This is a genomic window from Pseudomonas sp. PB3P13, from assembly GCF_054897735.1.
Map to the genome: position 1 here is coordinate 766,224 of NZ_CM142702.1, position 25,653 is coordinate 791,876.

Sequence of the window (25,653 nt, forward strand, 5' to 3'; positions counted from 1 at the left end):
GGTGTTCAAACAGCGGTGCGATAACTATGTACCGCAACTGAAATCGCCGGACATGGTGTGCTAGCCCTCCACTTGAACAAGGAGAGACGCCATGTACGGCCACCCCGCCCGCCCGAACCGCTTTGCGGTTTCCCGAAGCCTGCACGGCCCGCTGCTGGAAAGCACGGTTCCGGGCTGGCTGACCGCAGCAACCGCGCAACGCCGCCAGCAGCTCAAGGATACCCCTGCGCCGCTGCCAGACTTTTATCAGCATGCAACGCCGATGCAACGCAAAGCCTTGAACGACAGCGCGGTCGCCAGCTTCGCCGCACAAACCCGCCTGGACAAGGCCATGGCGGGGTTGCAAGACATCGACACCTTCGCCGAACCTTTGCTGAGCAAGGCGTTGAAGGATCAGCTCAATGCGCAACTGGACGTCAACAAAACCTTCCTGTTGCTCAGGAAATCCGTGGAACTGGGTGTTCTTGGTATCGACGTGAGCAGCTTCGAGGTGTTGAAGCTGCCGCTGCTTCAGGCTGCCCTGCACAATTTCGAAGCATCGGAGAGTGAGGACGGCGCGTTCCACAGATCGTCTGGTTTTCTGCTGGAAACCTCGACGCCAGGCACCTTTAAAGCAGCGGACACCTCTGTGACCGTGGAGCAATTCATCAGGCTGTGTCGTTCACTGGACATCGGCGCCCAATATCAGGACTACCTCAAACGCTACCTTGAGCCAGATGACGCCGTGGCGGAGCAGGTCCTGCGTGAAAAATTTACCACCGCGCAAAAAACCGCGTTGCGTGCGGCGGCTGAAATGGCGCTGTTGACCAAGGATATCGAGCCGCGCGACTACAGCATGATCCTGTCGGTTATCGACGGGGAATTACAGCCGCGCCAAGGTGAAAAACAGGTCTGGTTTCGGGACCTGAGCTTGATGAAACACCGCATGACCGGTTGCGTGGTTTTTACGATCTGCGAAAAATATCGCTATTCGGACGAGTTGATTCTTTACATTCCCAATGATCCCTACCACCCCCTGAAACGCCTCACTTTTTCCGAGATGCGTGCGCTGTTCAAGCAGCGATTCACCGACCGGGACGGCCACGCATCCGGCGATCCAGCACCGACCGCCTACCAACGCTTTTTCAGCCAGTTTGTCGCTTATGCCGACCGTCCCGATTACTTTAACCAGTTCACCGTCGACGTTAATAGCGCCTTCAGTCAGAACCTCACACCCTATGCTTCGCTGTTGAATGAGCTATTGAAAGGCATCAGTCCGTTCGGCCTGTTTACCAGCATCAAGGAGCTGCCGCCTGCGCGCCCCTCGCCCAAAGGGCCCAACAACGATCCATATATTGGCGCCACCAGTATCACGCAAAAGGGTGGAGGCCTTTGGCTGGACAACGTCGATCTCTGGACGTACCTGTTCGAGCAACATCGCGACAAAGTCATCGCCGACGCCCGCAGCCACGCGGTGCCTACAGCCGACGTGGATGCCAGGGTGCGATCGGAGAAATTCTCACGGCTGCTGAACATCGGCATGCTGGTGCTGACGGGTGTGTCCATGTTCGTCCCGGTGTTGGGCGAAGTCATGATGGTGGTGATGGCCGGTCAACTGCTGGAGGAAACCTTTGAAGGCGCGATCGAGTGGAGCGAGGGAGACCGTAAAGCGGCCAAGGCGCACTTGGTCGACGTGGCGGAAAACCTCGCATTGCTGGCGGTGATGGCCGCCGCTGGAAAAGGTTTTGCCAAACTGACGGCGGTCGAGGCCGTGCCGCTGATCGAGCGGCTGGACCCGGTGACGGTTGCGGACGGCCAGCCCCGGTTATGGCGACCAGAACTCAAGGGCTATGAAAGCCCGGTCAATCTCGATGGCGCTACCGGCCCGAATGCGCATGGGCAATATCAGCTCGACGGCAAAACGTACATCCGGCAGTCGGGCAAGGTCTACGAGACAACCCGGGACGCATCGGTCCAGCGCTGGCGCATCAAACATCCGACGAATCCCCGGGCCTATCAGCCGATGTTGAATCACAACGGCGCGGGTGCCTGGCGGCATACCCTGGAGCGCCCACTCACCTGGGATCGTTTGACCCTGCTGCGGCGCATGGGGCCTGTGACCGACGTGCTCACCGATCAGCAGTTGCTCGAAGCCGCGGATATCAGCGGCGTCAGTGACAACGTGTTGCGCAAGATGCACCTGGACAACCAGCCGCCACCTGCGGAACTGCGCGATACCCTGCGGCTGTTCGAGGTGCAGCGCGATCTGGCGGCGGTAATCCAACAGGTGGCGACCGGCGAGTCCATCGACGCCCGCTACCTGTCGACGTTGCCCCTGATGAGCGAGCTGCCGCGCTGGCCGGCCGGTCGCGTGCTGGAAGTATTCGAAGACCCGGCGCTGACCGGGCCATCGGTCAAGTACGGCACGGAGCGTTTAGTGAAGCGCGGCAGGCGCAGGCCTGTGATCCGCATCAGCCGGGCCGCTGTCATGAAGGGTGAACTGCCCGGGCGCATCCTTGCAGCGCTCGATGAATCCGAGATCAATAGCCTGCTTGGCGGCGAGCCTGCCAGGGTCCGCGAAGGCCGGGTTGCAGAGTTCAGAAAGCAGCTGGCCGATTTTGTCCAGGTTCGACAGGCGCAAGTATTCGAGCACCTTTATGCCGGCATGACCACGCCCAACGCCGACGTCGCGACGTTGCAACGGCTTCATCCCGGTCTCAGCGAGCCGGCTGCACAGGCGGTGCTGACCGAGGCAAGCGGTGAACAGCTTTCCCGGCTGCAGACCACAGGACGCGTGCCGCTCGCCCTGCAGGAGCAGGCCCGCTGGCACGTTCAACAGGGCCGACTCAGCCGCGCCTATGCCGGCCTGCATATGGAAAACATGGCGTCGGCCGACAGCAAGCGATTGGCGTTGCACGCCCTGGAGAAACTGCCCGGCTGGTCGGATCAGTTGCGCCTGGAAATCCGTGACGGCCACATTGGTGGGACCTTGCTTGACGGCATTGGCAGCGAGTCCGCCATGGCCCATAAATACCTGGTGAAGAAGGGACCGTTTTATCAGGCGTACAACGAGCGGGGGGAGACCCTCAACAGTCTGCCCAGGTACGGCGACAATTTTTACCAGTCACTCATGCATGCCTTGCCCGACGACGCTCGCCAGGCCCTGGGTTTACCTCATACCCATCAGAATCCGGCGCTGCGTAACGCCATCATCGACGCCGCCGTGAAGCATCGCGCCGATCTCGCGCCGATGCTGGAGCAGCGCCGACCGTCCTCCAGTCCAATCAAGCCACCCGCGCGCTTGCGAGACGCGCGTGTGGGTTATTACGCCAGCGGTGACGGGCCGGGTATGGACGTCTCTCTGACTTCGCGCGTGCAGGTGGTCTATCCGGCATTGACCGATCAGCAAGCCAACGGCTACCTGCTCAAACTGCGTCGCGCCGGCTACAGCGACGCGCAGATTTACGGTCACCTGCAAGAGCGGCTACGCGAGTGGGAGACTCTTGAGGCAACGCTTGATGAGTGGGTGCGGCCCATCCCTCAAGGCGTGGCACACCCGGCTTTCGGCATCCGCGCCGCGGCGCAAAATATCAAGGCGTCCTGGCGCGGCGCGCCCTTGGCCGATGAAGACCCGCGCTTCGCCAGACTTGAGATTTCGCTGGTTGATCCGCTGCCAACAATCACCGCCGAGTTTCCTCACGTGCGTGAGCTGGTGTTGATGGCATCGGGTCCGGAGGCTCTGCTGCCACGCTTTCCCAACGTTGAAAAGCTTAATTTGATTGCGCGCGCCGCTGAAACACCGGCTATTTTCGAGGTGCTGCGCAGTTTGCCACGACTCACCAACCTCACCATGGCAGCTCGGCTCACGCCAGCGTTGATCACCCGTCTGAGCACCCTGACTTCCCTTGAGGAACTCAGTCTGCTCAGCATCGCTCACGTCGACACCGGCTCGGTCATGGATTTCAGCGCCTTTACCCGTCTGCGCCGGCTAGAGGTGGTTGAACCGCAAATGACTCATTGGCCCGCAGGCGTGCTTGACCTGCCGCGACTGGAACGCTTGAACCTCAGGCGCACAGCCATCGGCGCATTGCCCGAGGATATTTTCACGGGGCATGACCGTCTGCTTTCCGGACTGTCGCTGGACTGGTCGACATTCCCTCGTGAGGTATTCAAACCGGTCTACGAATTCGTCAGCCGTCAGCCCCGTCACTTGATCGATCTGGCGGAAATGGTCGGGGACTATTGCAAAGGTGAACTGCGGCGGCTGAGCAGCCTGGGCTCCGATGTTCTGTACAACCGTTTTGTGGAGCATTGGCCAGATCCACAGGCAAGATTCGACGCCATCGAAGCGCTGAGTTCACAGCATGCCGCGCTCGAACGCCAGATGAGTGCGTGGGAACTCACTGTCGAGCCCTCGCAAAGCACCTCGTTGGCGGCGGCCTCCTTGCGCGCCTGTTGGCGTAATGGTCTGTATCTTCGTTACGGGTCGACAGGCCGGGCAGCCAATCTGGATCTGCTGTATGGCCACATGACTGCGTCCACGGTGCTCGATCTCGGGTTCTTGCAACAAAACACGCTGCCACGATTGCCTGTCGAAGCCTTCAGCCATGTGCAAACCCTGCGGCTTACCTGGCTGCGCGCCCCTGATGAACAAGTGGGCGAGTTCGTCCGCGGATTTCGCGGCCTGCGAACGCTGGACCTCAGCAACAGCAGCCTGACCGCGTTGCCTTTGACGGCCGGGGATTTGCCCGCCCTGCAACATTTGAATCTGCGCGGTAGCCAGCTGACCCGCCTGGACGTCGGCGGTCTGGATCGTCTGGAGTCGCTGGATTTGCGGGGCACGCCGCTGGAAGCCTGGCCAACGGGCGCGGAGAACCTGGCCAACCTGACCTGGCTGGATTTACGTGCCACCGCGATGACCACCTTGCCGCCAACGATGCTGGCCAGCGATTCGGTGCTGCTCAGTGTCAACCTGACCGGTGCAGCATTGACCGAGCCGGCGCAAGTCGCGTTTAACACGGCGTTACAGCGGGTCGAGCAGGCCAAAGGGCTAACCAAGGGCACACTGAGCCGGTTCGCCCTGGACGAGGTGCCGGAGCAGTTTCCGCCTGGGGAGAGTGGCGCTTCCATCAGCCAGCATCTCTTGCCCTTGCTGCCCCCTGAACCCGTCGGGAGCGCGCTGTCGCTGGAACAGCGTTTGCAGCGTCTGTGCCCGGCACTGGAGCCCGACGAGGCAAGGCCGCTGATCGAAGAGATGCGTGCCAGCGGTGCTTCGGAACCCGCACTGCACGAACGAATCAATGGCTGGAACCGGACCCACGAAGCGCTGACCCGTCGCTTGAACGACTGGTTGTACATTCGCGAAACCAGGGGCCGTGACTGGATAATCTCTGCGCAAAACCGTCGTCTGGCCGGGCTACGCATCATGCAATGCTGGCGCGAGGGTTTGTTTATCGAAGGCAGTGCCGAAGCCGAGCTCAATCTCAACGGCCTGCAAGTGGGCGACCTCCCAGAGCTGCCGACACCGTTTCCCCATGTCGATACACTCAACCTCACGGGTGTGAGACTTTCGCAGCAAGGATCCAATGGTTTTCTGCGGGCCTTCAATCAGCTGCATGCACTGATCCTGAATGCCAACGCTCTGCTGACCGTGCCTGAGGCGGTCGAAAGCATGACTCAGCTGCAATGGCTGGAGATGTCGAGCACCGGCCTCCTTGCTCCCGACGCCTTGTATCAGTCGGCGACCCGTCTGCAGCACCTGCAGTGGCTGGATGTGGGTCATAACAACCTGCAGGTTTTCGATGTCGGCCGGTTCCCGGGGCTACAAACGCTGGACCTGCGTAACAATCGCCTGACGGAGTGGCCCGACAATGCGCTGCAGGTGCCCAGCCTGCAGACCCTCAACCTGAGTGGCAACGACATCACCTCCGTCCCGCCCGAGGCACTCAATGGCAGCCATGATCTGTTGATGGCCGGCACGGACCTCTCCGACAACTTCCATCTGTCGCAGGACAGTGTCGAGCGCCTGCGCACTTATGCTCAGAGTGGCGGGCGCAACGGTGCGCTGGGTTTTTCACCGGACGATCTCGAGGCAATGATCGAAGATGAGGACGATGAGTTCAGTAGCGCCGAGGCTGTCGAGTCCGACGAGGAATTGCCTGATGCGCCTGCGCTGCCTGAAGAGCGCGCACCCTGGTTCACTGCCATCGAGGAAGATGCGCTGGCTGAGCACCAGGCATTGTGGGATGACCTGGAGGCCGAACCGGGTCACGAGGCGTTCTTTCATCTGCTGTTGCGATTGCAGGACACCGAAGAGTTCAATCTCGCCCGTGCCGACCTCACGCGTCGGGTCTGGGAGGTGCTGAAGGCGGCCGCGAGTGATGCCGAACTCAGGGAGACGCTGTTCGCCGCCTCGAATAGCCATGGCACCTGTGCCGATGGTCGAATACTCACCTTTAGCGGGCTGGAGATCTGGGTTTACGCGCACAACGCGCTGCTCGATATTGACCGCGCCAACCTGGTGGAGAAAGGCGCCGCCCTGCTGAAACTGTCCCGGCAGTTATTCCGTTTGGACCGGGTTGAAGAGCTGGCGAAAAAGTCGCCGCTGTATCGCCACGATCCGGCGGAAGCGCGCCTGGAGTATCGGATCGGCCTGCAGGAAGCTCTGGACCTGCCGGCGCAACCGAAAAACATGAGGTATGGCAGACCCATCACCGGGGACACGTGGGCGAGCGCCCTCCGTCAGGTGCGCGAGGCGGAACAGTCGAGACAGTTTTATGAAGAACTGCTGGATCGTCCGTACTGGATTGCTTACCTGGAAGAGAAATACCCCGAGGCGTTCCGCACACTGGAGCAAAGTGCTACTGAAAAGAAAGGCCGAGTGGAGGACGCTCATTCGGACTTCGCGAGCAGCGCGTACCTGGATGCATTGGACGCAGTGGAAGTCGAACTGGGCCTTGAGCGGAGCGAGAAGCTGATCGAGTTGTCGCGCCAGGAGACAGGCGAAACGCAACCTGCCGCCCCTGATGAGCCGCAGCCCGGAACGTCGGCGGGGCTACGGGGCTGATACACGTGCCTGGCGTCGCGGTCAGCGGCGCCGGGCTGCGCCTTCATGTGTTCAGAACAGGAAATAACGCTGCGCCATTGGCAGCGTTTCTGCCGGCTCGCACCACAGCAATACGCCGTCGGCCTTGACCTGATAGGTCTGCGGGTCGACGTCGATCTTCGGCAAGTAATCGTTGTGTATCAGGTCGGTCTTCTGCACATCGCGGCAACCTTTGACCACGGCGATTTTCTTCTTCAATCCCAAGGCTTGCGGCAGACCTGCCGCCTGCGCCGCCTGACTGATGAACGTCAGGCTGGTGGCATGCAGCGAGCCGCCGTAACTGGCGAACATCGGGCGATAGTGCACCGGTTGCGGCGTCGGGATCGAGGCGTTGGCGTCACCCATCAAACTGGCCGCAATGGCCCCGCCCTTGAGAATCAGCGTCGGTTTGACCCCGAAAAAAGCCGGACGCCAGAGCACCAGATCGGCCCATTTGCCCACTTCCACCGAACCGACTTCATGACTGATACCGTGGGTGATTGCCGGGTTGATGGTGTACTTGGCGATGTAACGTTTGGCGCGGAAGTTATCGTTGCCCGCGCCGTCACCGGGCAGCGGGCCGCGTTGTTTTTTCATTTTGTCGGCGGTCTGCCAGGTGCGCGTGATGACTTCGCCGACCCGGCCCATGGCCTGGCTGTCGGAGCTGATCATCGAGAAGGCGCCGAGGTCGTGCAGGATATCTTCGGCGGCGATGGTTTCGCGGCGAATGCGGCTTTCGGCGAACGCCACATCCTCGGCGATGCTTGGGTCCAGGTGATGGCACACCATCAGCATGTCGAGGTGTTCGTCGATGGTGTTGCGGGTGAACGGTCGTGTCGGATTGGTCGAGCTCGGCAGTACGTTGGGAAAACCACAGGCCTTGATGATGTCCGGCGCATGGCCGCCGCCGGCGCCTTCGGTGTGATAGGTATGGATGGTGCGGCCCTTGAAGGCGGCGAGGGTGGTTTCGACGAAGCCGGATTCGTTAAGGGTGTCGGTGTGGATCGCGACCTGCACGTCGTATTCGTCGGCGACGTTCAGGCAGTTGTCGATGCTGGCCGGTGTGGTGCCCCAGTCCTCATGCAGCTTGAGACCGATGGCGCCGGCCTTGACCTGTTCGATCAACGGCTGCGGCAAACTGGCGTTGCCCTTGCCGGTCAGGCCGATATTCATCGGGAAGGCATCGGCGGCCTGAAGCATGCGCGCCAGGTGCCACGCACCGGAGGTGCAGGTGGTCGCGTTGGTGCCGGTGGCCGGGCCGGTGCCACCGCCGATCATGGTGGTGACGCCGCTCATCAGCGCTTCTTCGATCTGCTGTGGGCAAATGAAATGGATGTGGGCGTCGATGCCGCCGGCGGTGAGGATCATGCCTTCGCCAGCGATGACCTCCGTGCCGGCGCCGATGGCGATGGTCACGTTCGGTTGTACATCCGGATTACCCGCCTTGCCGATGCCGGCAACGCGTCCGTCCTTGAGGCCGACATCTGCTTTGACAATGCCCCAATGGTCGATGATCAGCGCATTGGTGATGACCGTGTCGACGACTTCGGCGGCCAGGAGCTGGCTTTGGCCCTGACCGTCGCGGATGACTTTGCCGCCACCGAATTTCACTTCCTCGCCATAGGTGGTGAAGTCTTTTTCGACTTCGACCCACAGCTCGGTGTCGGCCAGGCGAACCTTGTCGCCGACCGTGGGGCCGAACATGTCGGCGTAGGCTTGACGGGAAATTTTCAATCACTCGTTCCTCGTAATTGCGCTTCAAGCCTCAAGCTGCAAGCCTCAAGTAAAATCAGACAAGGGCGCTGCGAACTGCTCTTACTTGTAGCTTGTAGCTTGTAGCTTGAAGCTTGTAACTTGCTACTGAAGTCGACCTATAAGTCGCCCATGATTTTTCCCGAAAACCCAAACACCCGGCGCAATCCCGCCAGATCGACAAGCTCGACTTCCCGACTCTGCCCCGGCTCGAAGCGCACGGCGGTGCCGGCGGGGATGTTCAGGCGCATGCCGCGGCTGGCGGCGCGGTCGAAGGTCAGGCCGTCGTTGGTTTCGAAAAAATGATAATGCGAGCCGACCTGGATCGGCCGGTCGCCGCTGTTGGCCACTTTCAGGCTGATCGTTCGGCGGCCAACGTTGAGTTCGATGTCGCCGGGCTGGATCTGGTATTCACCGGGAATCATCAATGGGCTCCTTGCAGGATTTTGTAATAAAGCGCGGTCGGTCTGTACTGGCCGCTCGGGTCGCAGGCGTAGTCGGGAATTTCACCCGCACGGGTGTAGCCCAAGGCCTTGTAGAAATCTTCGGCGGGTGAGCCAGCCTCGGTGTCGAGAAAGAGCATGCCGCGCTTGTGCTGCAGCGCAGCTGTTTCGAGCGCTGTCATCAATTGCTGGCCTAACCCGCGCCGGCGCGCCTGTTCGCGCACCAGCAGTTTTTGCACTTCGGCGCGGTTCAAGCCATTGGCTTTCTGACACAGCGCCAGTTGCACGCTGGCCTGCACCTGTTCGTCCTTGACCACCACCCACAGCAGCACGTTGCCCTTGTTCAGGTTGTCCTGAACGTCATCAAACCAGGCACGGGCCTGAGTGGCGTCCAGATCGGCCATGAAGCCGACACTCGCGCCATAACCGACGGCGTCGAGCAGCAGATCGATCAGGCCCTGGCGATAATGCGCAAAACTTTCAGCGTTGACGCGGCGCAGTTGGGCATCGTTCATCGCACGTTACTCCTTGCTGGCAGGCGGGGGCTCCGCGCCAGGATCCAGGGTCAGTTGCATGAAGGTCAGGTCCAGCCAGCGACCGAATTTGGTGCCCACCTGGGGCATCTGTCCTGTGGTGATAAAACCGGCGCGTTGATGCAGACGAATGGAGGCGGCGTTGCCGCTTTCGATGGCGGCAACCATCACGTGTTTATCGCATTGCCTGGCGCGTTCGATCAGCTCGGTCATCAATTGCGGACCGAGGCCGTTGCCGCGTTGATCATTGCGCACATAGACCGAGTGTTCGACGGTGTGGCGAAAGCCGTCGAAGGGGCGCCAGTCACCGAAGGAGGCGTAGCCCAGTACGACGTCGTCACCGTCGACAATCACCAGCACCGCGTAGCCCTGAGACTGCCGGGCGCTGAACCACGCCTGACGGTTGCCCAGGTCCACAGCTTGTTCGTTCCAGATTGCCGTGGTGTTGAGCACGGCATCGTTGTAGATGTCGCGGATCGCCGGCAAATCGGCGTCCCGTGCATCGCGGATGTGGTAAGTCATGGCGCGGCCTCAGGCGATCGGTTGGTGAACGGTGACCAGTTTGGTGCCGTCGGGAAAGGTCGCCTCGACCTGAATCTCTGGAATCATTTCCGCAATGCCTTGCATCACTTGCTCGCGGGTCAGCAGGGTGGTACCGAAGTGCATCAGCTCGGCGACGGTCTGGCCGTCGCGAGCGCCTTCGAGCAGCGCTGCGGAAATGTACGCCATCGCTTCCGGATAGTTGAGTTTGACGCCGCGCGCCAAACGCCGCTCGGCAACGAGGCCGGCGGTGAAAATCAGCAGCTTGTCTTTTTCGCGTGGGGTCAGGTCCATCGTTGGAATCCATCTGGGCAGATAAAAAGGTATTCAGATCTGTACATACATCCCCCCTGTGGGAGTGAGCCTGCTCGCGATGGCGGTCAATCAGGCGACTTCAATGTGGTGTGTGCCGACGCCATCGCGAGCAGGCTCACTCCTACAGGGGTTTGTGCTCACGTGCTCCATATTCTGGGCGGGACGGCTTCGCGGCCGAGCAATGCAGGCCGGAGCAACCGCCACAAATCAATCAACCAACCGCGGGCCAACAGCGCCTCGCTGGCCAGGCAGCGGGCGACGAGCAAGCCCGGCAACTGGGTCAGATCGCCGCGCACTTCATTGGGCAGCGAGCGGCATCGTTCGAGCAATTCGCTGTCAATCTCGCCGGTCACCAACAACGTCGCGAACACCGGTTGCCCGTCCAGACCGATCGGCGAATCGAGCAACCCGTCACCGCCGACAATGCGCTGGCGTTCGTGCCAGAGCAACTGGCCGTCGCGACGGATCTCCTGTTGTGCCTGAAAATGCCCGCGCTCGAAACGCTCGCCGCTGGCCGGGCGACCCAGTGCCACGACGTCCCAGTAGAACAGGCGCGCGTCACCTTCCAGCTCAATGCTCGTACTGAGTTCAGCCTGAGCAGCGCTGAAGATGATTGTCTCCTGGGGTAGCCACTCCAGCGTCGCGCCGTTGGCCACTTGCAGGATGAGTTTCTGATAGGCCGGCCCCGCCGCGCGATACCACTTGGCCGCCCCGGGGCTGGTGATTTGCGCCCAGGCATCGGCGCCGACGTGTGCCGAAATATCTAGCCGATCACCCCCGGCAATGCCGCCGGGCGGGTGAACGATGATGTGCTGGCAGACGTGTGGGCCTTCGGCATACAAATGCTTTTGCACGCGCAACGGACCCTGGTGCCGACGCAGGACCGGGCGCGTGCTGTCGCCAAATCGCGCATAGCCCAGCTCCAGTTCGGCGTTCCAGCTCGGGGTAAACAGGGCAGTGGAAGCAGGTAAATTCATGATGTCCGGCTATCGTCAGGAGACTACAGATTAAATCGTAACCAGGCCGCGCACACCCTCGGCTTCCATGTGTTCACCGCGACCCTGCTGCACGATCTCGCCCCGCGACATCACCAGGTATTGATCGGCCAGTTCGGCAGCGAAATCGTAGAACTGTTCTACCAGCAAAATCGCCATGTCCCCGCGCGCCGCGAGTTTTTTGATCACCGCGCCGATTTCCTTGATCACCGACGGCTGAATCCCTTCGGTGGGCTCGTCGAGAATAAGCAGGCGGGGCCGACTCGCCAGTGCGCGACCGATCGCCAGTTGCTGCTGCTGACCACCGGACAAGTCGCCGCCACGTCGCTGCTTCATTTGCAGCAGCACCGGGAACAGCTCGTAAATGAATGCTGGCACTTCCCTGGCTTCGGAGCCCGGGAATCGCGACAGGCCCATCAGCAGGTTTTCTTCAACGGTCAGGCGCCCGAAAATTTCCCGGCCCTGAGGCACGTAGGCGATGCCCGCGTGGACCCGTTGATGCGGCTTGAACGTGGTGATTGGCTGGCCTTCCCAATTCACCGCGCCTTCTTTGGCGGGCAGTAAACCCATGAGGCATTTGAGCAGCGTGGTTTTGCCGACGCCGTTGCGCCCGAGCAGGCACGTGACCTCGCCGACCTTCACCTCGAACGTCAGGCCCCGCAGGATGTGACTACCGCCGTAGTACTGGTGAAGCTTGTCGACTTGCAGCATGTTCCAATTCCTTTGTGTCTCAACAGAACCCTGTGGGAGCGAGCTTGCTCGCGATGGCGTCGGCACACACAACAATCGATGGCGCTGGATATACCGTAATCGCGAGCAAGCTCGCTCCCACATAAGGCGAATTTCACCGTGTTCAGCGACCGAGATAAACCTCGATCACCCGCTCGTTTTCCTGCACCTGCTCCAGCGATCCTTCCGCCAGCACGCTGCCTTGGTGCAACACAGTGACGTGATCGGCAATCGAGCCGACGAAGCCCATGTCGTGTTCCACCACCATCAGCGAATGTTTGCCGGCGAGGCTTTTGAACAGTTCGGCGGTAAATTCCGTTTCCGCATCGGTCATCCCCGCGACCGGTTCGTCGAGCAGCAACAGTTGCGGGTCCTGCATCAGCAGCATGCCGATCTCCAGGAACTGTTTCTGGCCGTGGGACAACAAGCCTGCGGGACGATTGACCGAGCTGGTCAGGCGAATCGTTTCCAATACCTGGGCGATACGATCTTTCTGTTCGCCACTCATCCGCGCGCGCAGGCTGGCCCATACCGACTTGTCGGTCTTTTGCGCCAGCTCGAGATTTTCAAACACGCTGAGCGCCTCGAAAACAGTCGGTTTCTGAAATTTGCGGCCGATCCCGGCCTGGGCAATCTGCACTTCGCTCATCAGCGTCAGGTCGAGGGTTTCACCAAACCAGGCCTTGCCATGGCTGGGGCGGGTCTTGCCGGTGATCACGTCCATCAGCGTGGTCTTGCCCGCGCCGTTGGGGCCGATGATGCAGCGCAATTCACCGACGCCGATGTACAGATTCAGATTGTTCAGTGCACGAAAACCGTCAAAGCTGACGCTGATGTCTTCCAGCGTCAGGATCGTGCCGTGGCGGGTGTTCAGGCCCTTGCCGGCGCGCTGGCCGAGGCCGATGGCATCGCGGCTGCTGCCGGCATCCTTGTTGGGCTCCAGTACCGGTTCGAGCATGAATTCGGCGGTTGGCGTAATTCTCATTGTTCGCCCCTTTTTCTCAGCAGACCGATCACGCCTTTGGGCAGGTACAACGTCACGATGATGAACAGCGCGCCAAGGAAGAACAGCCAGTATTCCGGAAACGCCACGGTGAACCAGCTCTTCATGCCGTTGACCACGCCGGCGCCCAGCAGCGGCCCGATCAACGTGCCGCGTCCACCCAGCGCGACCCACACGGCGGCCTCGATGGAGTTGGTCGGCGACATTTCACCGGGGTTGATGATGCCGACTTGCGGCACGTACAGCGCCCCGGCCAGACCGCACAACACCGCGCTCAGAACCCACACGAACAGCTTGAAACCGCGCGGGTCGTAACCGCAGAACATCAGACGATTTTCCGCATCGCGCAACGCCGTCAGCACCCGCCCGAATTTACTTTGCGCCAATCGCCAACCGATAAACAGGCTGGCCACCAGCAACACCACCGTGGCGAAAAACAGCACGGCGCGCGTGCCGGGTTCGGTGATGCCAAAACCGAGAATCGTGCGGAAATTGGTGAAGCCATTGTTGCCGCCGAATCCGGTTTCGTTGCGGAAGAACAGCAGCATGCCGGCGAAGGTCAGCGCCTGGGTCATGATCGAGAAATACACGCCCTTGATCCGCGAGCGGAAAGCGAAAAAACCGAACACCAGCGCCAGTAGACCGGGCGCCAGGACGACCAGGCACATCGCCCAGAGAAAACTGCTGGTGCCGGTCCAGTACCACGGCAATTCGGTCCACGACAAAAACGTCATGAACGCCGGCAAGCCATCGCCCGAGGCCTGGCGCATCAGGTACATGCCCATCGCGTAACCGCCGAGGGCGAAAAACAGGCCATGGCCGAGGGACAGCAGACCGGCGTAACCCCAGACCAGATCCAGTGCCAGAGCGACGATGGCGTAACACAGAATCTTTCCCACCAGCGTCAGGGTGTAGGCCGACACGTGAAACGTGCTGTCGGCAGGTAACAGTGAAAGCAATGGCAACGCCAGCAGCAGAACGAGGATGACCGCACCCACTGCTATCGTGACTTTTGGACCGGCCTTTTGTGTGGCCGTGAGCATTAGGGGTTGATTCATCAGTCGATCACCCGTCCTTTCAGTGCGAAGAGGCCTTGCGGACGTTTCTGAATGAACAGAATGATCAGCGCGAGGATCAGGATCTTGCCGAGCACCGCTCCGATCTGCGGTTCGAGAATCTTGTTGGCGATGCCCAGGCCGAAGGCGGCCAGCACGCTGCCCGCCAGTTGACCGACGCCACCGAGCACCACCACCAGGAACGAGTCGATGATGTAGCTCTGGCCGAGGTCGGGGCCGACGTTGCCGATCTGGCTTAAGGCGACGCCACCGAGACCGGCAATGCCCGAGCCGAGGCCGAAGGCGAGCATGTCGACCCGGCCGGTGGGCACACCGCAGCAAGCGGCCATGTTGCGATTCTGCGTGACGGCGCGCACGTTCAGACCCAGGCGCGTCTTGTTCAGCAGCAGCCAGGTCAGCACCACCACGAACAGCGCGAACGCGATGATGACGATGCGGTTGTAGGGCAGCACCAGGTTCGGCAGCACTTGAATGCCGCCCGACAGCCACGCCGGGTTGGCCACTTCAACGTTTTGCGCGCCGAACACCAATCGGACAAGCTGAATCAGCATGAGGCTGATGCCCCATGTCGCGAGCAGGGTCTCCAGCGGCCGACCGTAGAGGTGGCGAATCACCGTGCGCTCCAGCGCCATGCCGATGGCGGCCGTGACGAAAAAGGCCACCGGCAAGGCGATCAGCGGATAGAACTCGATGGCCTGCGGGGCGTAGCGCTGGAACATCAACTGCACGACATACGTCGAGTAGGCGCCGAGCATCAGCATCTCGCCGTGGGCCATGTTGATCACGCCAAGCAGTCCGAACGTGATCGCCAGGCCCAGGGCGGCAAGCAGCAGGATCGAGCCCAACGACATGCCGCTGAACGCCTGGCCGAGCATTTCGCCGATCAGCAGTTTGCGTTTGACTTGAGCGAGGCTGGTTTCGGCGGCGGTGTGCACTGTGGCGTCGGTTTCGACGCCCGGTTCGAGCAAACCTTCAAGGCGCGTGCGCGCCAGTGGGTCGCCGGTTTCACCGAGCAGTCGCACAGCGGCGAGACGCACGCCCGGGTCGCTGTCGACCAGTTGCAGGTTGGCCAGGGCCAGGCTCAGCGCCGAGTGAACGGTCTGGTCTTTTTCGTTGGCCAGCTGCAGGTCGAGGAATTTGAGCTGCGCCGGTTTGGCGCTTTTTTGCAGTTGTTGCGCGGCGCCCAGACGGATTTTCGCGTCGGCGGCGAGCAGCTGATGGCTGGCCAGCGCGGTGTCGATCAGACCTCGCAGGCGGTTGTTCAGGCGCAGGGTTTTCGGCTGGCCATCGACGCTGATTACGCCCTGTTGCAGGGCGTTGATCAGCTCGATACGGGCCGGATCGGGTTGCGCGGCCCAGGCTTCCAGAAGTTTGGCCTGCTGCACGGGATTGGCGGCAACAAAGTCTTCGGCGTCGCCGGCGTGTGCGGCCATCGGCAACAAAAACGCGAAGACAAGAAACAGTCGATAAAGGGACATGGCGACGTCCTGAAAGGCGATGAGGAACCCTGTGGGAGCGTGGCTTGCCCGCGAAGCTTCTGGCGGCGTGGCGGTCCCCTTCGCGAGCAAGCTTCGCTCCCACAGGTTTCGTGTGATTGCAGTCAGGTGCCTCAGTTGCTCTTCACCGCATAATCCGGCTTCTTGTCATTACCCGAAATGAACGGGCTCCAGGGCTGGGCGCGGATCGGTCCTTCGGTCTGCCAGACCACGTTGAACTGACCGTCGGCCTGAATCTCGCCGATCATTACCGGCTTGTGCAGGTGGTGGTTGGTCTTGTCCATGGTCAGGGTGTAGCCCGACGGTGCTGCAAAGGTCTGGCCGGCGAGAGCTTCGCGAACTTTGTCGACGTCGGTGGACTTGGCTTTTTCTGCGGCCTGCGCCCACATGTGGATGCCAACATACGTGGCTTCCATCGGGTCGTTGGTCACTGCTTTGTCAGCGCCCGGCAAGTTGTGTTTCTTCGCATAGGCTTTCCAGTCGGCGACGAATTTCTTGTTCGCCGGGTTCTCCACCGACTCGAAGTAGTTCCATGCCGCGAGGTTGCCCACCAACGGCTTGGTGTCGATGCCGCGCAGTTCTTCTTCGCCCACGGAGAAGGCGACCACCGGAACGTCGGTGGCCTTCAGGCCCTGGTTGGCCAGCTCCTTGTAAAACGGCACGTTGGAATCGCCGTTGACTGTGGAGATGACGGCTGTCTTGCCACCGGCCGAGAATTTTTTGATGTTGGCGACGATGGTCTGGTAATCGCTGTGACCGAACGGCGTGTAGACCTCTTCGATGTCCTTGTCCGCTACGCCTTTGGCGTGCAGGAACGAGCGCAGAATCTTGTTGGTGGTGCGCGGGTAGACGTAGTCGGTGCCGAGCAGGAAGTAACGCTTGGCGCTGCCGCCTTCCTCGCTCATCAGGTATTCCACCGCCGGGATCGCCTGCTGATTCGGCGCGGCGCCGGTGTAGAACACGTTCGGCGACATTTCTTCACCTTCGTATTGCACGGGGTAGAACAGCAAACCGTTTAGCTCTTCAAAAACAGGCAGCACCGATTTGCGCGACACTGAAGTCCAGCAGCCAAACACCACGGCGACTTTGTCCTGGGTCAGCAACTGCCGGCCCTTTTCAGCGAACAGCGGCCAGTTGGAGGCCGGGTCGACCACCACCGGCTCAAGCATCTTGCCGTTCACGCCGCCCTTGGCGTTGATCTCGTCGATGGTCATCAGCGCCATGTCTTTGAGCGATGTTTCGGAGATCGCCATGGTCCCGGACAACGAGTGCAGAATACCGACCTTGATGGTCTCGGCGGCCTGCACCGTCCAGGACATGCCCATCGCGGCAATGCTTGCCGATAGTGTGAAAGCCTTGATCAAGCTGCGACGCTTCATGTGCGATCTCCGTGAACGTTGGACGTTTTTTTTGGTTGGCAGATGCGGACTGTTGAAGGGTCTTTAGCAAGGGCTGTGCCTGTTCGGCGCGAGGCAGGAAAATGTCGATTCAGAGCGGTTGCGCCCATTGCAGGCGCACCATCAGGGTTCGCGTCTGGCGCGTTGGTGCGAAGCGGTGCGCCAGATCAGGGCGCGGGCACGCCTTCCTGCAGGTCACTCGATCCCTGCAGGAGAAGCGTTCATCACTCAGACCGCCGAGCCGGTTTCCGGCTGCCGGTTGAACCGTGACAACAGCAGTCGATCCAGCAGCCACACCACCACCAGGGACGCGCCCACCAGCGGGAATGCCACCGCCAGTGCAAACATGATGACCATCGCGGTTTTCCATTTCGGCAGATCGTGGCGCAGCGGCGGCACGCCGAGCCTGCCTTGCGGACGGCGCTTCCACCAGATCACCACACCGCTGACGGCGCTGAGCAGAATCATCAGGCAGATCAGCAATACGACTATCTGATTGATCACGCCGAACATTTTGCCTTCGTGCAGCATCACGCCCATTTCGGTGGCGCGGGCGACGTTGCCGTAATGCTCCCAGCGCACGTCGGCGAGCACCTTGCCGGTGTATTGATCGATGTGGAGTGTGGCGTCGTTGCGCGGGTCGTCGGCGAATATCGCGATGGTGAACACACCGGTTGCGGTGGTCGGAAGGGTGATGCTGTAACCGGGCTCGACCTTGCGTTCTGTGGCGATGTCTTGCACCGCTTGCAGGCTCACCGTTGGCGCCGCCGGGCCGAGCGGTGCGGCGCCGTGCGCCATGTGTTCGGCATGGTCGCCGGACATCGGCATCGGTGTGTTTTCCATGGCCCAGGCCACGGTCTGGCGCGTTGCAGTGTTGAGGGTGCGGGCTTCGACGTCAGACTTGGGCATGTCATTCCACATCGCGTCCGGGAACACGTTCCACACAGCGGCGTATTGCTTGCCCCAGAACCCGGTCCAGGTCATGCCACTGAGCAGCATCACCAGCAGAAACGTGGCGCCCCAGAAACCGGTGACTGCGTGCAAATCCCGCCAGAGCACGCGGCCTCGACTGTTCAGGCGTGGCCACAAAATCCCGGCGGCCTGACCGCGCGGCCACCACAGGAACACGCCCGACACCACCAGCACGATGCCCCAGCCAGCGGCCAGTTCGATCAGACGATCACCCACGGTGCCGATCATCAGCTCGCTATGAAGCGCTCGGGCAATGGCCTGCAGATTCTTCTTTGCGTCCTGCTCGCCGAGGATGTCGCCCTGGTACGGATCAACGAATACATTCAGCTCCTTGCCTGCATTGATCACCACGAATTGCGCGCTGCGTTCGGCGTTTACCGGTGGCAGATATTGGGTTATCCGGCCCTCTGGATAAACCGTCTGCACGCGTTTGAGCAGGTTGTCCGCAGGCAGGCTGTGATGCCCGGCCGGCACGGTCAGCAGGCTGCCGTACATCAGCGGATCGAGTTGCGGTTTGAACAGGTAAAGGGTGCCGGTCAATGCCAGCATCACCATGAAAGGCGCGACGAAAAGACCGGCATAAAAATGCCAACGCCAGGCCAGGTTGTAGAAATTCACTTTGGGCTGTTTCATTGATTGTGCTCCGCTTGGCGAATCATTTATCTGTGAAAGATCGCGGCCTCGTTTCACTACCGCAGCTACAGGAGGGCGCGTCAGCCTGCGATCTTTCACGCTTGTTTTTAGAAACTCATATCAACCTTGGTCCAGAGCGTGCGCCCCGGCTCGTTGATGGCGCGTGGATCATTGGCGGGGTAGCCAAAACCTGCGTTGCCGGCCAGGTTTAAATGCTCGGCGTAGGCTTTGCCGAACACGTTGTCGACACCGCTGCTGACCTTCCACTGCGAGTTGATCCGGTACGCCGCGTTGAGCGAGAACACGCCGAAACCTGCACTCTTGTCGAAATCCTTGCCGACCACGTTGCCCTTGTTCCGATCGATGCGATGCTGCGCCGCGACCACGCGCCACAAGGCGCCGGCACTCCAGTTGTCTTCGCTGTAGGTCAGGCCGAAGCGCGCATCCAGCGGCGGCATCTGCGGCAGGGCAGTGCCATCGCTGCTGTTTTTGCCCCACGCGTAGGCGAGGGTGGCGTCGGTCTTCCAACGGTCAGTCAGCTGGTAAGCCGCGCCCACTTCACCGCCCATGATTCGCGCGTCGATGTTTTCGGCTTGCGAAGTCATGCCCATCATTGCGGGCGTGTAATTGAACAGGATGTAATCGCGCACCTGCCCGACATAAGCCGACGCCCAGGCTTCAAGTTCGGCGGTTTTGTACTGCAGGCCGATGTCCAGCTGAGTGGTTTTCTCGGGCTTGATCGAATCGAAGGCGTTCAAGGAACCGGCAGGGCCCGAGTTGGGCGAAAACAATTCCCAATAATCCGGGAAACGCTGGGTGTGCCCCAGGCCGGCATACAGCGTTGTCGGGCTGTCGGCGAGGTCATGCTCGTAACGGACAAAGCCACTGGGCAGGGTGTCTGCGCGGGTGCTATTGGCAGTGGGATTGGGGCGGATCGTCATCCCGGAGCCTGTGGTCTGCCGATAGTCTTTGGCCGAGGCGCGGTCCAGGCGCGCGCCGCTGATCAACCGGTCCTGATCCGCGATGTACCAGCTCAGTTCGCTGAACACGCCGTAGTTGTGAAAGTCGGCGTCCTTGCTGCGCGGCACCTCCTTGTAAGTGTCGATGCCCATGGCGCTGCGCTGACGGTGTTCGCTGGTTTGCCCATCAATGCCGCTGATCAGCTGCGCGTCGGTCCAGCGCCAGGTGGCTTTGATGCGCCCGCCGAGAGTTCGGCGGTCCACGTTCGAAGCCATCGGCCCGGCCATCATGCCGGTACCGGCTGGCGTGCGCAGGCTGTAGTTGTCCATCACATGGTCGGCGTAGTTGTAGTAGATCTGCGCTTCGACCTTGTCCAGCACCTCGCCGATGTTCGACTGCTCGAAGCGCAGGCCCAGGCTCTCGCGCTTGAACTGCGCGCCGTCCATGCCGCGCCCGGCATACCGCGCCTGGCCATCGCCCTTGCCGGCGGTGAGTTCCAGCAGCGTGTCGGCGTCGGGCGTCCAGCCGAGGGCGACATCGCCATTCCATTTGTCATAGCGCGAAGGCACCGTGTCATTGTTGCCGTCACGGTAATCGTCGGCGTGCGCGGTGTTGCCGATCACTCGCACATAACCCGATGGCCCGCCGGCAGCGGCGTCGACCACCTTGTCGAAGCGCCCGTTGGAGCCCGCCAGCACGCTGGCATTCACCCGTGTGCCGAGTTCGCCGAAGCGCTCCGGCTCGCGGTCAAAGAGGACGGTGCCGGCCGATGCGCCCGGTCCCCAGAGTACGGTTTGCGGGCCTTTGATTACCGTGAGCTTGTCGTAGGTTTCCGGCGAAAGGTAAGACGTGGGTGCGTCCATTCGGCCGGGGCAGGCGCCGAGCAGCATGCCGCCATTGGTGAGAATGTTCAGGCGCGAACCGAACATGCCGCGCAGCACCGGATCACCGTTGGTGCCGCCGTTGCGCACCAGGGCAAAGCCCGGAATGGTCTTCAGGTAATCACCGCCGTCGCTGGCCGGCACCGGTTGGCGCGGGTCTTTGGGATGGGTGACGATGGTCAGCGGCGAACTCGGCGCGATGGCGGTAATGACCGTCGGGCTCAACTCTTCATGGTGGCCGGCGTGTTCATCGGCCAGCGCCATCGGCGTCAGCAGCACGCCGCAGAACATGGCGGTGGCGTGCCTGAAACGAGCGCGGGTTTCGTTCAAGGCACAAGAAGCCTGAGCAGCGCTCAAGCGTGGGTCAGCAGAAAACCTGGACATGACAATTTCCATCGAACAGTCGTAAACGACACGGTCGGCAGCCGACGCACCTTATGGGAGCGGACTGTCTCGTGAACCGTGTGAGATCGGGTGGCTGTTTACGCGAGGATGGGGGGGGCGCGGGTGCGGGCGCCGGGAAAGAAGGTTTGCCGGGCATGGCCCAGGCGAGTGGCCGGCGCGGAGAACGTGGTGGCCGGCGATGTGCCGGCGGTGAAGAAGGAAGGGCTACCGGTCAGGGCCGGGCAATTGAACAGCAGACTGCAATAACCGCACTTTTCCCAAAGCGCGTGGTGATCGGCTTTGGGGGCGCAGTCTTCTGTGGCCGCTTGCGCATGGTGCTCGCCATGCTCCATCGCCGGCATGTCCATAGACAGGCTCATGGCGACGTTCATCGGCGCGGCTGCACGCTGATCCATCGGCATCGACTGGGATATCAGCGGGCCGATGAAAATCATCAACATGGCGAACAGGCTGATCCAGCTGGCGCGAGTCAGTCTGACTGACGGACGACGTTGCATGGATGTCCTGACGCTGAGCGGGCGCATGGCGTGGGCTCTGCGGCTTAGTGAGCGTGGGTGTGTGTTTGCACGGCCGAAGGCGGCACCTTCTGCACCGCCACTTCGACGGTCACTTTGCCGGACTTCTCAAAGTGCAGGGTCAGCGGGAAGTGCTTGCCGTCCCTCAGCAGGCTGCGATCTTTAAGCTCCAGCAGCATGACGTGATACGCCATCGGGGCAAACGTGACATCGCCACCCGACGGTATTTCCACACCCGACACCTGCTGCATTTTCATCAGGTCATCCTGCTTCACGTGCTCGTGCAGTTGCGCGATGCCAGCGATTGGCGAGTCGACGCTGAGCAATCGATCCGCCGATGAGCCGCTGTTGTGGATGACGAAATACGCCGCGACAGTCGGTGCGTTGGGCGGCAGCTCCTGCGACCAGGGCTGCGCAATTTGCAGTTCTGCGGCCCGATAGGATTGAGCATTGGCAAAGCAGGCAGGCAGCAGCAACGCGGCGAGGATGACTAGTCTGGTTAGCATGGCGGTTCTCCGAAACGATTCAAAACGCAGTTGATTGCGAGCAGGAATCACACCAGAGGTAGCCGTTGTCGGGGACATGGGACAGATCCGGTCAGGGTGAGCGATCAGGCGCGGCTATTTAGCCTGATCAGTGCCGATAAGTAAAAAGACGGCGTGCGGTGCGGTGTCGCAGCCCGATCAGAGCGCTCTGGCATGCAAGCGCGACCCCAAGGCCTGCAAACTTTCATGATAGTCGCGAATTCCGGGTTGCCAGTGCTGCTTGCGGTTTTGTCCAGGCTCTCTCGATTCAGGCCCGCATCGCGCGCAACCCGGGCCATTCAGGAATATTGACGCGTGATTGTCGTTCCAGCTAGGCACTGACTCCGACGAGGGTGTGCGCCAAGTCCGATAGATAGGTAGGACATTTCTTGCTACAGGTCAGCGGTCAGTGCTTCCAGCACATGGGTCACCGACCCGAACTCCCGCTCCACGCCTGCCAGCACCGGCCGCCTCAACACAATCACCGGCACCCCGCGCTCCCTTGCCACTTCCAGTTTCGGTTCGGTGGCAGTGCTGCCACTGTTCTTGCTGATCAGCACATCGATGTGCCGACGTTCAAACAGCTCGCGTTCATCGTCGATCAGGAATGGCCCGCGTGCGCCGATGACTTCACAGCGCTCGTTGCCGGGATACACGTCCAGTGCGCGTAGCGTCCAGAATTGCGTTGGTGGAATTTCGTGCAAATGTTGCAGGGGCTCGCGGCCGAGGGTAAACAGCGGGCGGCGGAACGGTGTCAGCGCGTCGAACAGTTCGGCCCAGTCGCCCACTTCGCGCCAGTCATCTCCGGCTTGTGGCTCCCAGGCCGGACGGCGCAGTGCCCAGCAGGGAATGCCCGTCAAAACTGCAGCCGTGGCGGCGTTACGGCTGATCTGCGCCGCGTACGGATGGGTGGCATCCAGCAACAAAGAAATCCCCGCATCGCGAACGAACGTTGCCAACCCCTCGGCACCGCCGAAACCGCCGACGCGAACCTGACACGTCAGATCGGTTGGCACCCGACCAATGCCCGCGAGGCTGTAAATATGTTCCGGCCCGAGCCTGCGGGCGATCGCCAACGCTTCGGTCACGCCGCCGAGCAACAAAATGCGTTTCACTGAAAACCTCCGGCGTGGCCGACGATGCCGCCCTGGCGATCAATCGCAAACACCTCCACCTGAACCTGCGTCGGCACCACGCTCCGGGCGAATGCCAGGGCATGGGCACACACCGCATCACCCAGCGCAATGCCCGCCGCACTGGCCATCGCCAGGGCCTGCTGGCTGGTATTGGCCTCTCGAATGGCCTGCTGCAAGGCGTCGGTGGCGCCAACGGCCGCTGCCCATTTGGCCAATTGCGGCAAGTCGATGCTCGAATGCCGACTGTGTAAATCCATGTGCCCGGCCGCCAGTTTGCTGATCTTGCCGAAACCGCCGCACAGGCTGAGTCTATCCACAGGCACTTTGCGCACATGCTTGAGCACGGCACCGACAAAATCGCCCATTTCGATCAGGGCGATTTCCGGCAAGTGGTAAACCCGGCGCATGGTGTCTTCGCTGGCGTTGCCGGTGCACGCGGCGATGTGCGTATAGCCGTTGGTTTTTGCCACATCGATGCCCTGATGGATCGAGGCGATATAGGCAGCGCAGGAGAACGGCCGGACGATTCCGCTGGTGCCGAGAATCGACAAACCGCCAAGAATGCCCAGACGCGGGTTCATGGTTTTCAGGGCGAGCGCTTCGCCACCTTCGACGTTCACCGTGATCTCGAACCCGCCGCCGTAATCCCGTTCGGCGGCCAGCCGGTTGAGGTGATCAGTGATCATCTTGCGCGGTACCGGGTTGATCGCCGGTTCGCCAACGGCCAGCACCAGCCCGGGTCGGGTTACCGTGCCGACGCCGTGGCCGGCAATGAAGCGAACGCCCGGCTCGTTGCTCAGACGCACGTGGGAATACAGCAGCGCCCCGTGTGTCACGTCGGGATCGTCGCCGGCATCCTTGATTGTACCGGCCTCGGCGCCATCGTCGGTCAGGCGACAAAACTCCAGACGCAACTGCACCTGCCTGCCTTTGGGCAAAACGATTTCCACGGCGTCGCAGGCCGGCCCGCCCAGCAGTAATCGGGCAGCCGCGAGGCTGGTGGCCGTGGCGCAACTGCCCGTGGTCAGACCGCTGCGCAGCGGTGCAGGTTGTTCGGCGGTTTCGTCACGCATCGAAAGGTTTGATCGCGTCGAGCAGGGTAATGGGCAGTGCCTGGCGCCAGGTATCGAAATCCCCCAGCGCTTGTGCCTGCGCGATATGGATGCGCGTGAGCTCGCCGCCATGCCGTTCGCGCCACGCCATCAGCATGGATTCACTTTGCAAAGTGACGGCGTTGGCAACCAGCCGACCTCCGGGTTTCAGTGCGGCCCAGCAAGCATCGAGAACGCCTTCACGGGTAACGCCGCCTCCGATGAAGATCGCCTCGGGGCGTTCCAGTCCGTCCAGCGCCTGCGGTGCACTGCCGCGAATGAGCTGCAAGCCAGGCACGCCGAGGGCGTCGCGATTGTGCTCGATCAGTGCCTGCCGGCCTTCATTCGCCTCAATGGCGAGCGCACGGCAAGCGGGGTGGGCGCGCATCCACTCGATGCCGATCGAGCCACTGCCCGCGCCGACGTCCCATAACAGGTCGCCGGGGACCGGTGCGAGGCGGGCGAGGGTGATGGCACGCACGTCGCGTTTGGTCAATTGGCCGTCATGCTTGAAGGCGGAGTCCGGCAGGCCGGCCAGGCGTGACAGACGCGGCGTATCGAGTGCGGCGATGCACTCGATGGCGATCAGATTCAGGTCGGCAACCGCGGCCTCGTTCCAGTTATTGGCAGTGCCGTCGAGACGCCGTTCCGCTTGACCGCCCAGATGTTCCAGCACACTGAGGCGACTCGGCCCAAACCCACGCTCGCGCAGCAACGCCGCGATGGCGGCCGGACTTTGGCCGTCGTTGCTCAGGACGATCAAACGGGCTCCGCTGAACAGTTGGGCATTGATTGCAGCAAGGGGGCGGGCGACCACCGACAGCGTGACCACGTCTTGCAACGGCCAGCCCATGCGCGCTGCGGCGAGCGAGCAGGAGGCGGGCGCCGGCAGAATCAGCATTTCTTCGGCGGGTATTTTTCGGGCGAGGCTGGCGCCCACCCCGAAGAACATCGGATCGCCGCTGGCCAGCACACAGAGCGGCTTGCCACGCAGCGCCAACACGGCGTCCAGCGTAAACGGCGACGGCCAGAGCAGACGCTCGCCGCCGATGCACGCCGGCAGCAGGTCCAGTTGCCGCTGGCTGCCGAAGATCTTCGACGCGGCCATTAAGGCGTGCCGGGCATTCTTGCCCAACCCCTTGAAGCCGTCCTCACCAATGCCTGTCACGGTCAACCAGCGCGCCATGTGCGTTC

Annotated in this window: 19 protein-coding genes and 1 pseudogene; 1 reads left to right on the forward strand and 19 read right to left on the reverse strand. The window is 61.5% G+C overall.

All coding sequences use genetic code 11. From position 1 onward, the window contains the following. Positions 1–91 precede the first annotated feature (91 nt). Positions 92–7,045, forward strand: a complete 6,954-nt coding sequence (locus ACYZT1_RS03455) for an NEL-type E3 ubiquitin ligase domain-containing protein (RefSeq protein WP_462017686.1) — start codon at positions 92–94, stop codon at positions 7,043–7,045. 51 nt (positions 7,046–7,096) lie between these two features. On the opposite strand, the gene ureC is transcribed toward ACYZT1_RS03455, so the two are convergent. The 19 genes and pseudogenes from ureC to cbiE form a co-directional block, all read right to left on the reverse strand. After that, positions 7,097–8,797, reverse strand: a complete 1,701-nt coding sequence (ureC, locus tag ACYZT1_RS03460) for an urease subunit alpha (RefSeq protein WP_462017687.1) — start codon at positions 8,795–8,797, stop codon at positions 7,097–7,099. A 137-nt stretch (positions 8,798–8,934) separates the two neighbouring features. After that, positions 8,935–9,240, reverse strand: coding sequence for an urease subunit beta (locus tag ACYZT1_RS03465; protein ID WP_462017688.1), 306 nt, complete (start codon positions 9,238–9,240; stop codon positions 8,935–8,937). Beyond that, positions 9,240–9,773 carry a GNAT family N-acetyltransferase gene (locus tag ACYZT1_RS03470; protein ID WP_462017689.1) on the reverse strand — a complete coding sequence of 178 codons (534 nt, stop codon included), beginning with the start codon at positions 9,771–9,773 and terminating at the stop codon, positions 9,240–9,242. The genes ACYZT1_RS03465 and ACYZT1_RS03470 overlap by 1 nt, the downstream gene beginning before the upstream one ends. 6 nt (positions 9,774–9,779) lie before the next feature. Then, complete coding sequence (locus tag ACYZT1_RS03475) at positions 9,780–10,313, reverse strand: GNAT family N-acetyltransferase (protein WP_462017690.1); 534 nt, start codon at positions 10,311–10,313, stop codon at positions 9,780–9,782. Positions 10,314–10,322: 9 nt separating this feature from the next. Beyond that, positions 10,323–10,625, reverse strand: coding sequence for an urease subunit gamma (ureA, locus tag ACYZT1_RS03480; protein WP_462017691.1), 303 nt, complete (start codon positions 10,623–10,625; stop codon positions 10,323–10,325). Positions 10,626–10,783: 158 nt separating this feature from the next. Further along, the gene (locus ACYZT1_RS03485; protein WP_462017692.1) at positions 10,784–11,623 is read right to left on the reverse strand and encodes an urease accessory protein UreD; all 840 of its coding nucleotides are present in this window, start codon (positions 11,621–11,623) and stop codon (positions 10,784–10,786) included. A 30-nt stretch (positions 11,624–11,653) separates the two neighbouring features. Next, positions 11,654–12,352, reverse strand: a complete 699-nt coding sequence (gene urtE / locus ACYZT1_RS03490; RefSeq protein ID WP_462017693.1) for an urea ABC transporter ATP-binding subunit UrtE — start codon at positions 12,350–12,352, stop codon at positions 11,654–11,656. A gap of 142 nt (positions 12,353–12,494) precedes the next feature. Next, positions 12,495–13,355, reverse strand: a complete 861-nt coding sequence (urtD, locus tag ACYZT1_RS03495; protein WP_462017694.1) for an urea ABC transporter ATP-binding protein UrtD — start codon at positions 13,353–13,355, stop codon at positions 12,495–12,497. Next, on the reverse strand, positions 13,352–14,431 hold the full coding sequence (gene urtC, locus ACYZT1_RS03500; RefSeq protein ID WP_462017695.1) for an urea ABC transporter permease subunit UrtC: 1,080 nt from the start codon (positions 14,429–14,431) through the stop codon (positions 13,352–13,354). Before urtC ends, urtD begins: the two co-directional genes overlap by 4 nt. Then, entirely contained in the window at positions 14,431–15,927 is a 1,497-nt protein-coding gene (gene urtB / locus ACYZT1_RS03505) for an urea ABC transporter permease subunit UrtB (protein WP_462017696.1), read from the reverse strand. The genes urtC and urtB overlap by 1 nt, the downstream gene beginning before the upstream one ends. Before the next feature lie 131 nt (positions 15,928–16,058). Next, the gene (gene urtA, locus ACYZT1_RS03510) at positions 16,059–17,324 is read right to left on the reverse strand and encodes an urea ABC transporter substrate-binding protein (RefSeq protein ID WP_462017697.1); all 1,266 of its coding nucleotides are present in this window, start codon (positions 17,322–17,324) and stop codon (positions 16,059–16,061) included. Between the two features lie 246 nt (positions 17,325–17,570). Continuing rightward, on the reverse strand, positions 17,571–18,947 hold the full coding sequence (locus ACYZT1_RS03515; protein WP_462017698.1) for a PepSY-associated TM helix domain-containing protein: 1,377 nt from the start codon (positions 18,945–18,947) through the stop codon (positions 17,571–17,573). A 107-nt stretch (positions 18,948–19,054) separates the two neighbouring features. Then, on the reverse strand, positions 19,055–21,172 hold the full coding sequence (locus ACYZT1_RS03520; protein WP_462017699.1) for a TonB-dependent copper receptor: 2,118 nt from the start codon (positions 21,170–21,172) through the stop codon (positions 19,055–19,057). Positions 21,173–21,270: 98 nt separating this feature from the next. Continuing rightward, positions 21,271–21,717 (reverse strand): DUF2946 domain-containing protein, encoded by a 447-nt coding sequence (locus tag ACYZT1_RS03525; protein ID WP_462017700.1) that lies wholly within the window; start codon positions 21,715–21,717, stop codon positions 21,271–21,273. Between the two features lie 17 nt (positions 21,718–21,734). Then, positions 21,735–22,214 carry a copper chaperone PCu(A)C gene (locus ACYZT1_RS03530; RefSeq protein WP_462017701.1) on the reverse strand — a complete coding sequence of 160 codons (480 nt, stop codon included), beginning with the start codon at positions 22,212–22,214 and terminating at the stop codon, positions 21,735–21,737. Positions 22,215–22,391: 177 nt separating this feature from the next. Next, a pseudogene (locus tag ACYZT1_RS03535) lies at positions 22,392–22,531 on the reverse strand (helix-turn-helix domain-containing transcriptional regulator); the annotation flags it as partial. A gap of 93 nt (positions 22,532–22,624) precedes the next feature. Then, entirely contained in the window at positions 22,625–23,347 is a 723-nt protein-coding gene (locus tag ACYZT1_RS03540; RefSeq protein ID WP_462017702.1) for a cobalt-precorrin-6A reductase, read from the reverse strand. Then, entirely contained in the window at positions 23,344–24,441 is a 1,098-nt protein-coding gene (locus tag ACYZT1_RS03545) for a cobalt-precorrin-5B (C(1))-methyltransferase (protein WP_462017703.1), read from the reverse strand. Before ACYZT1_RS03545 ends, ACYZT1_RS03540 begins: the two co-directional genes overlap by 4 nt. Then, positions 24,434–25,645, reverse strand: a complete 1,212-nt coding sequence (cbiE, locus tag ACYZT1_RS03550) for a precorrin-6y C5,15-methyltransferase (decarboxylating) subunit CbiE (RefSeq protein ID WP_462017704.1) — start codon at positions 25,643–25,645, stop codon at positions 24,434–24,436. The genes ACYZT1_RS03545 and cbiE overlap by 8 nt, the downstream gene beginning before the upstream one ends. Positions 25,646–25,653 lie beyond the last annotated feature (8 nt).

Bases quoted from the DNA above. Each gene is read 5' to 3' on its own strand.
- ACYZT1_RS03455 (WP_462017686.1), top strand. From the start codon at position 92: ATGTACGGCCACCCCGCCCGCCCGAACCGCTTTGCGGTTTCCCGAAGC.
- ACYZT1_RS03465 (WP_462017688.1), bottom strand. From the start codon at position 9,240: ATGATTCCCGGTGAATACCAGATCCAGCCCGGCGACATCGAACTCAAC.
- ACYZT1_RS03470 (WP_462017689.1), bottom strand. From the start codon at position 9,773: ATGAACGATGCCCAACTGCGCCGCGTCAACGCTGAAAGTTTTGCGCAT.
- ACYZT1_RS03475 (WP_462017690.1), bottom strand. From the start codon at position 10,313: ATGACTTACCACATCCGCGATGCACGGGACGCCGATTTGCCGGCGATC.
- ureA (WP_462017691.1), bottom strand. From the start codon at position 10,625: ATGGACCTGACCCCACGCGAAAAAGACAAGCTGCTGATTTTCACCGCC.
- ACYZT1_RS03485 (WP_462017692.1), bottom strand. From the start codon at position 11,623: ATGAATTTACCTGCTTCCACTGCCCTGTTTACCCCGAGCTGGAACGCC.
- urtE (WP_462017693.1), bottom strand. From the start codon at position 12,352: ATGCTGCAAGTCGACAAGCTTCACCAGTACTACGGCGGTAGTCACATC.
- urtD (WP_462017694.1), bottom strand. From the start codon at position 13,355: ATGAGAATTACGCCAACCGCCGAATTCATGCTCGAACCGGTACTGGAG.
- urtC (WP_462017695.1), bottom strand. From the start codon at position 14,431: ATGAATCAACCCCTAATGCTCACGGCCACACAAAAGGCCGGTCCAAAA.
- urtB (WP_462017696.1), bottom strand. From the start codon at position 15,927: ATGTCCCTTTATCGACTGTTTCTTGTCTTCGCGTTTTTGTTGCCGATG.
- urtA (WP_462017697.1), bottom strand. From the start codon at position 17,324: ATGAAGCGTCGCAGCTTGATCAAGGCTTTCACACTATCGGCAAGCATT.
- ACYZT1_RS03515 (WP_462017698.1), bottom strand. From the start codon at position 18,947: ATGAAACAGCCCAAAGTGAATTTCTACAACCTGGCCTGGCGTTGGCAT.
- ACYZT1_RS03520 (WP_462017699.1), bottom strand. From the start codon at position 21,172: ATGTCCAGGTTTTCTGCTGACCCACGCTTGAGCGCTGCTCAGGCTTCT.
- ACYZT1_RS03525 (WP_462017700.1), bottom strand. From the start codon at position 21,717: ATGCGCCCGCTCAGCGTCAGGACATCCATGCAACGTCGTCCGTCAGTC.
- ACYZT1_RS03530 (WP_462017701.1), bottom strand. From the start codon at position 22,214: ATGCTAACCAGACTAGTCATCCTCGCCGCGTTGCTGCTGCCTGCCTGC.
- ACYZT1_RS03545 (WP_462017703.1), bottom strand. From the start codon at position 24,441: ATGCGTGACGAAACCGCCGAACAACCTGCACCGCTGCGCAGCGGTCTG.
- cbiE (WP_462017704.1), bottom strand. From the start codon at position 25,645: ATGGCGCGCTGGTTGACCGTGACAGGCATTGGTGAGGACGGCTTCAAG.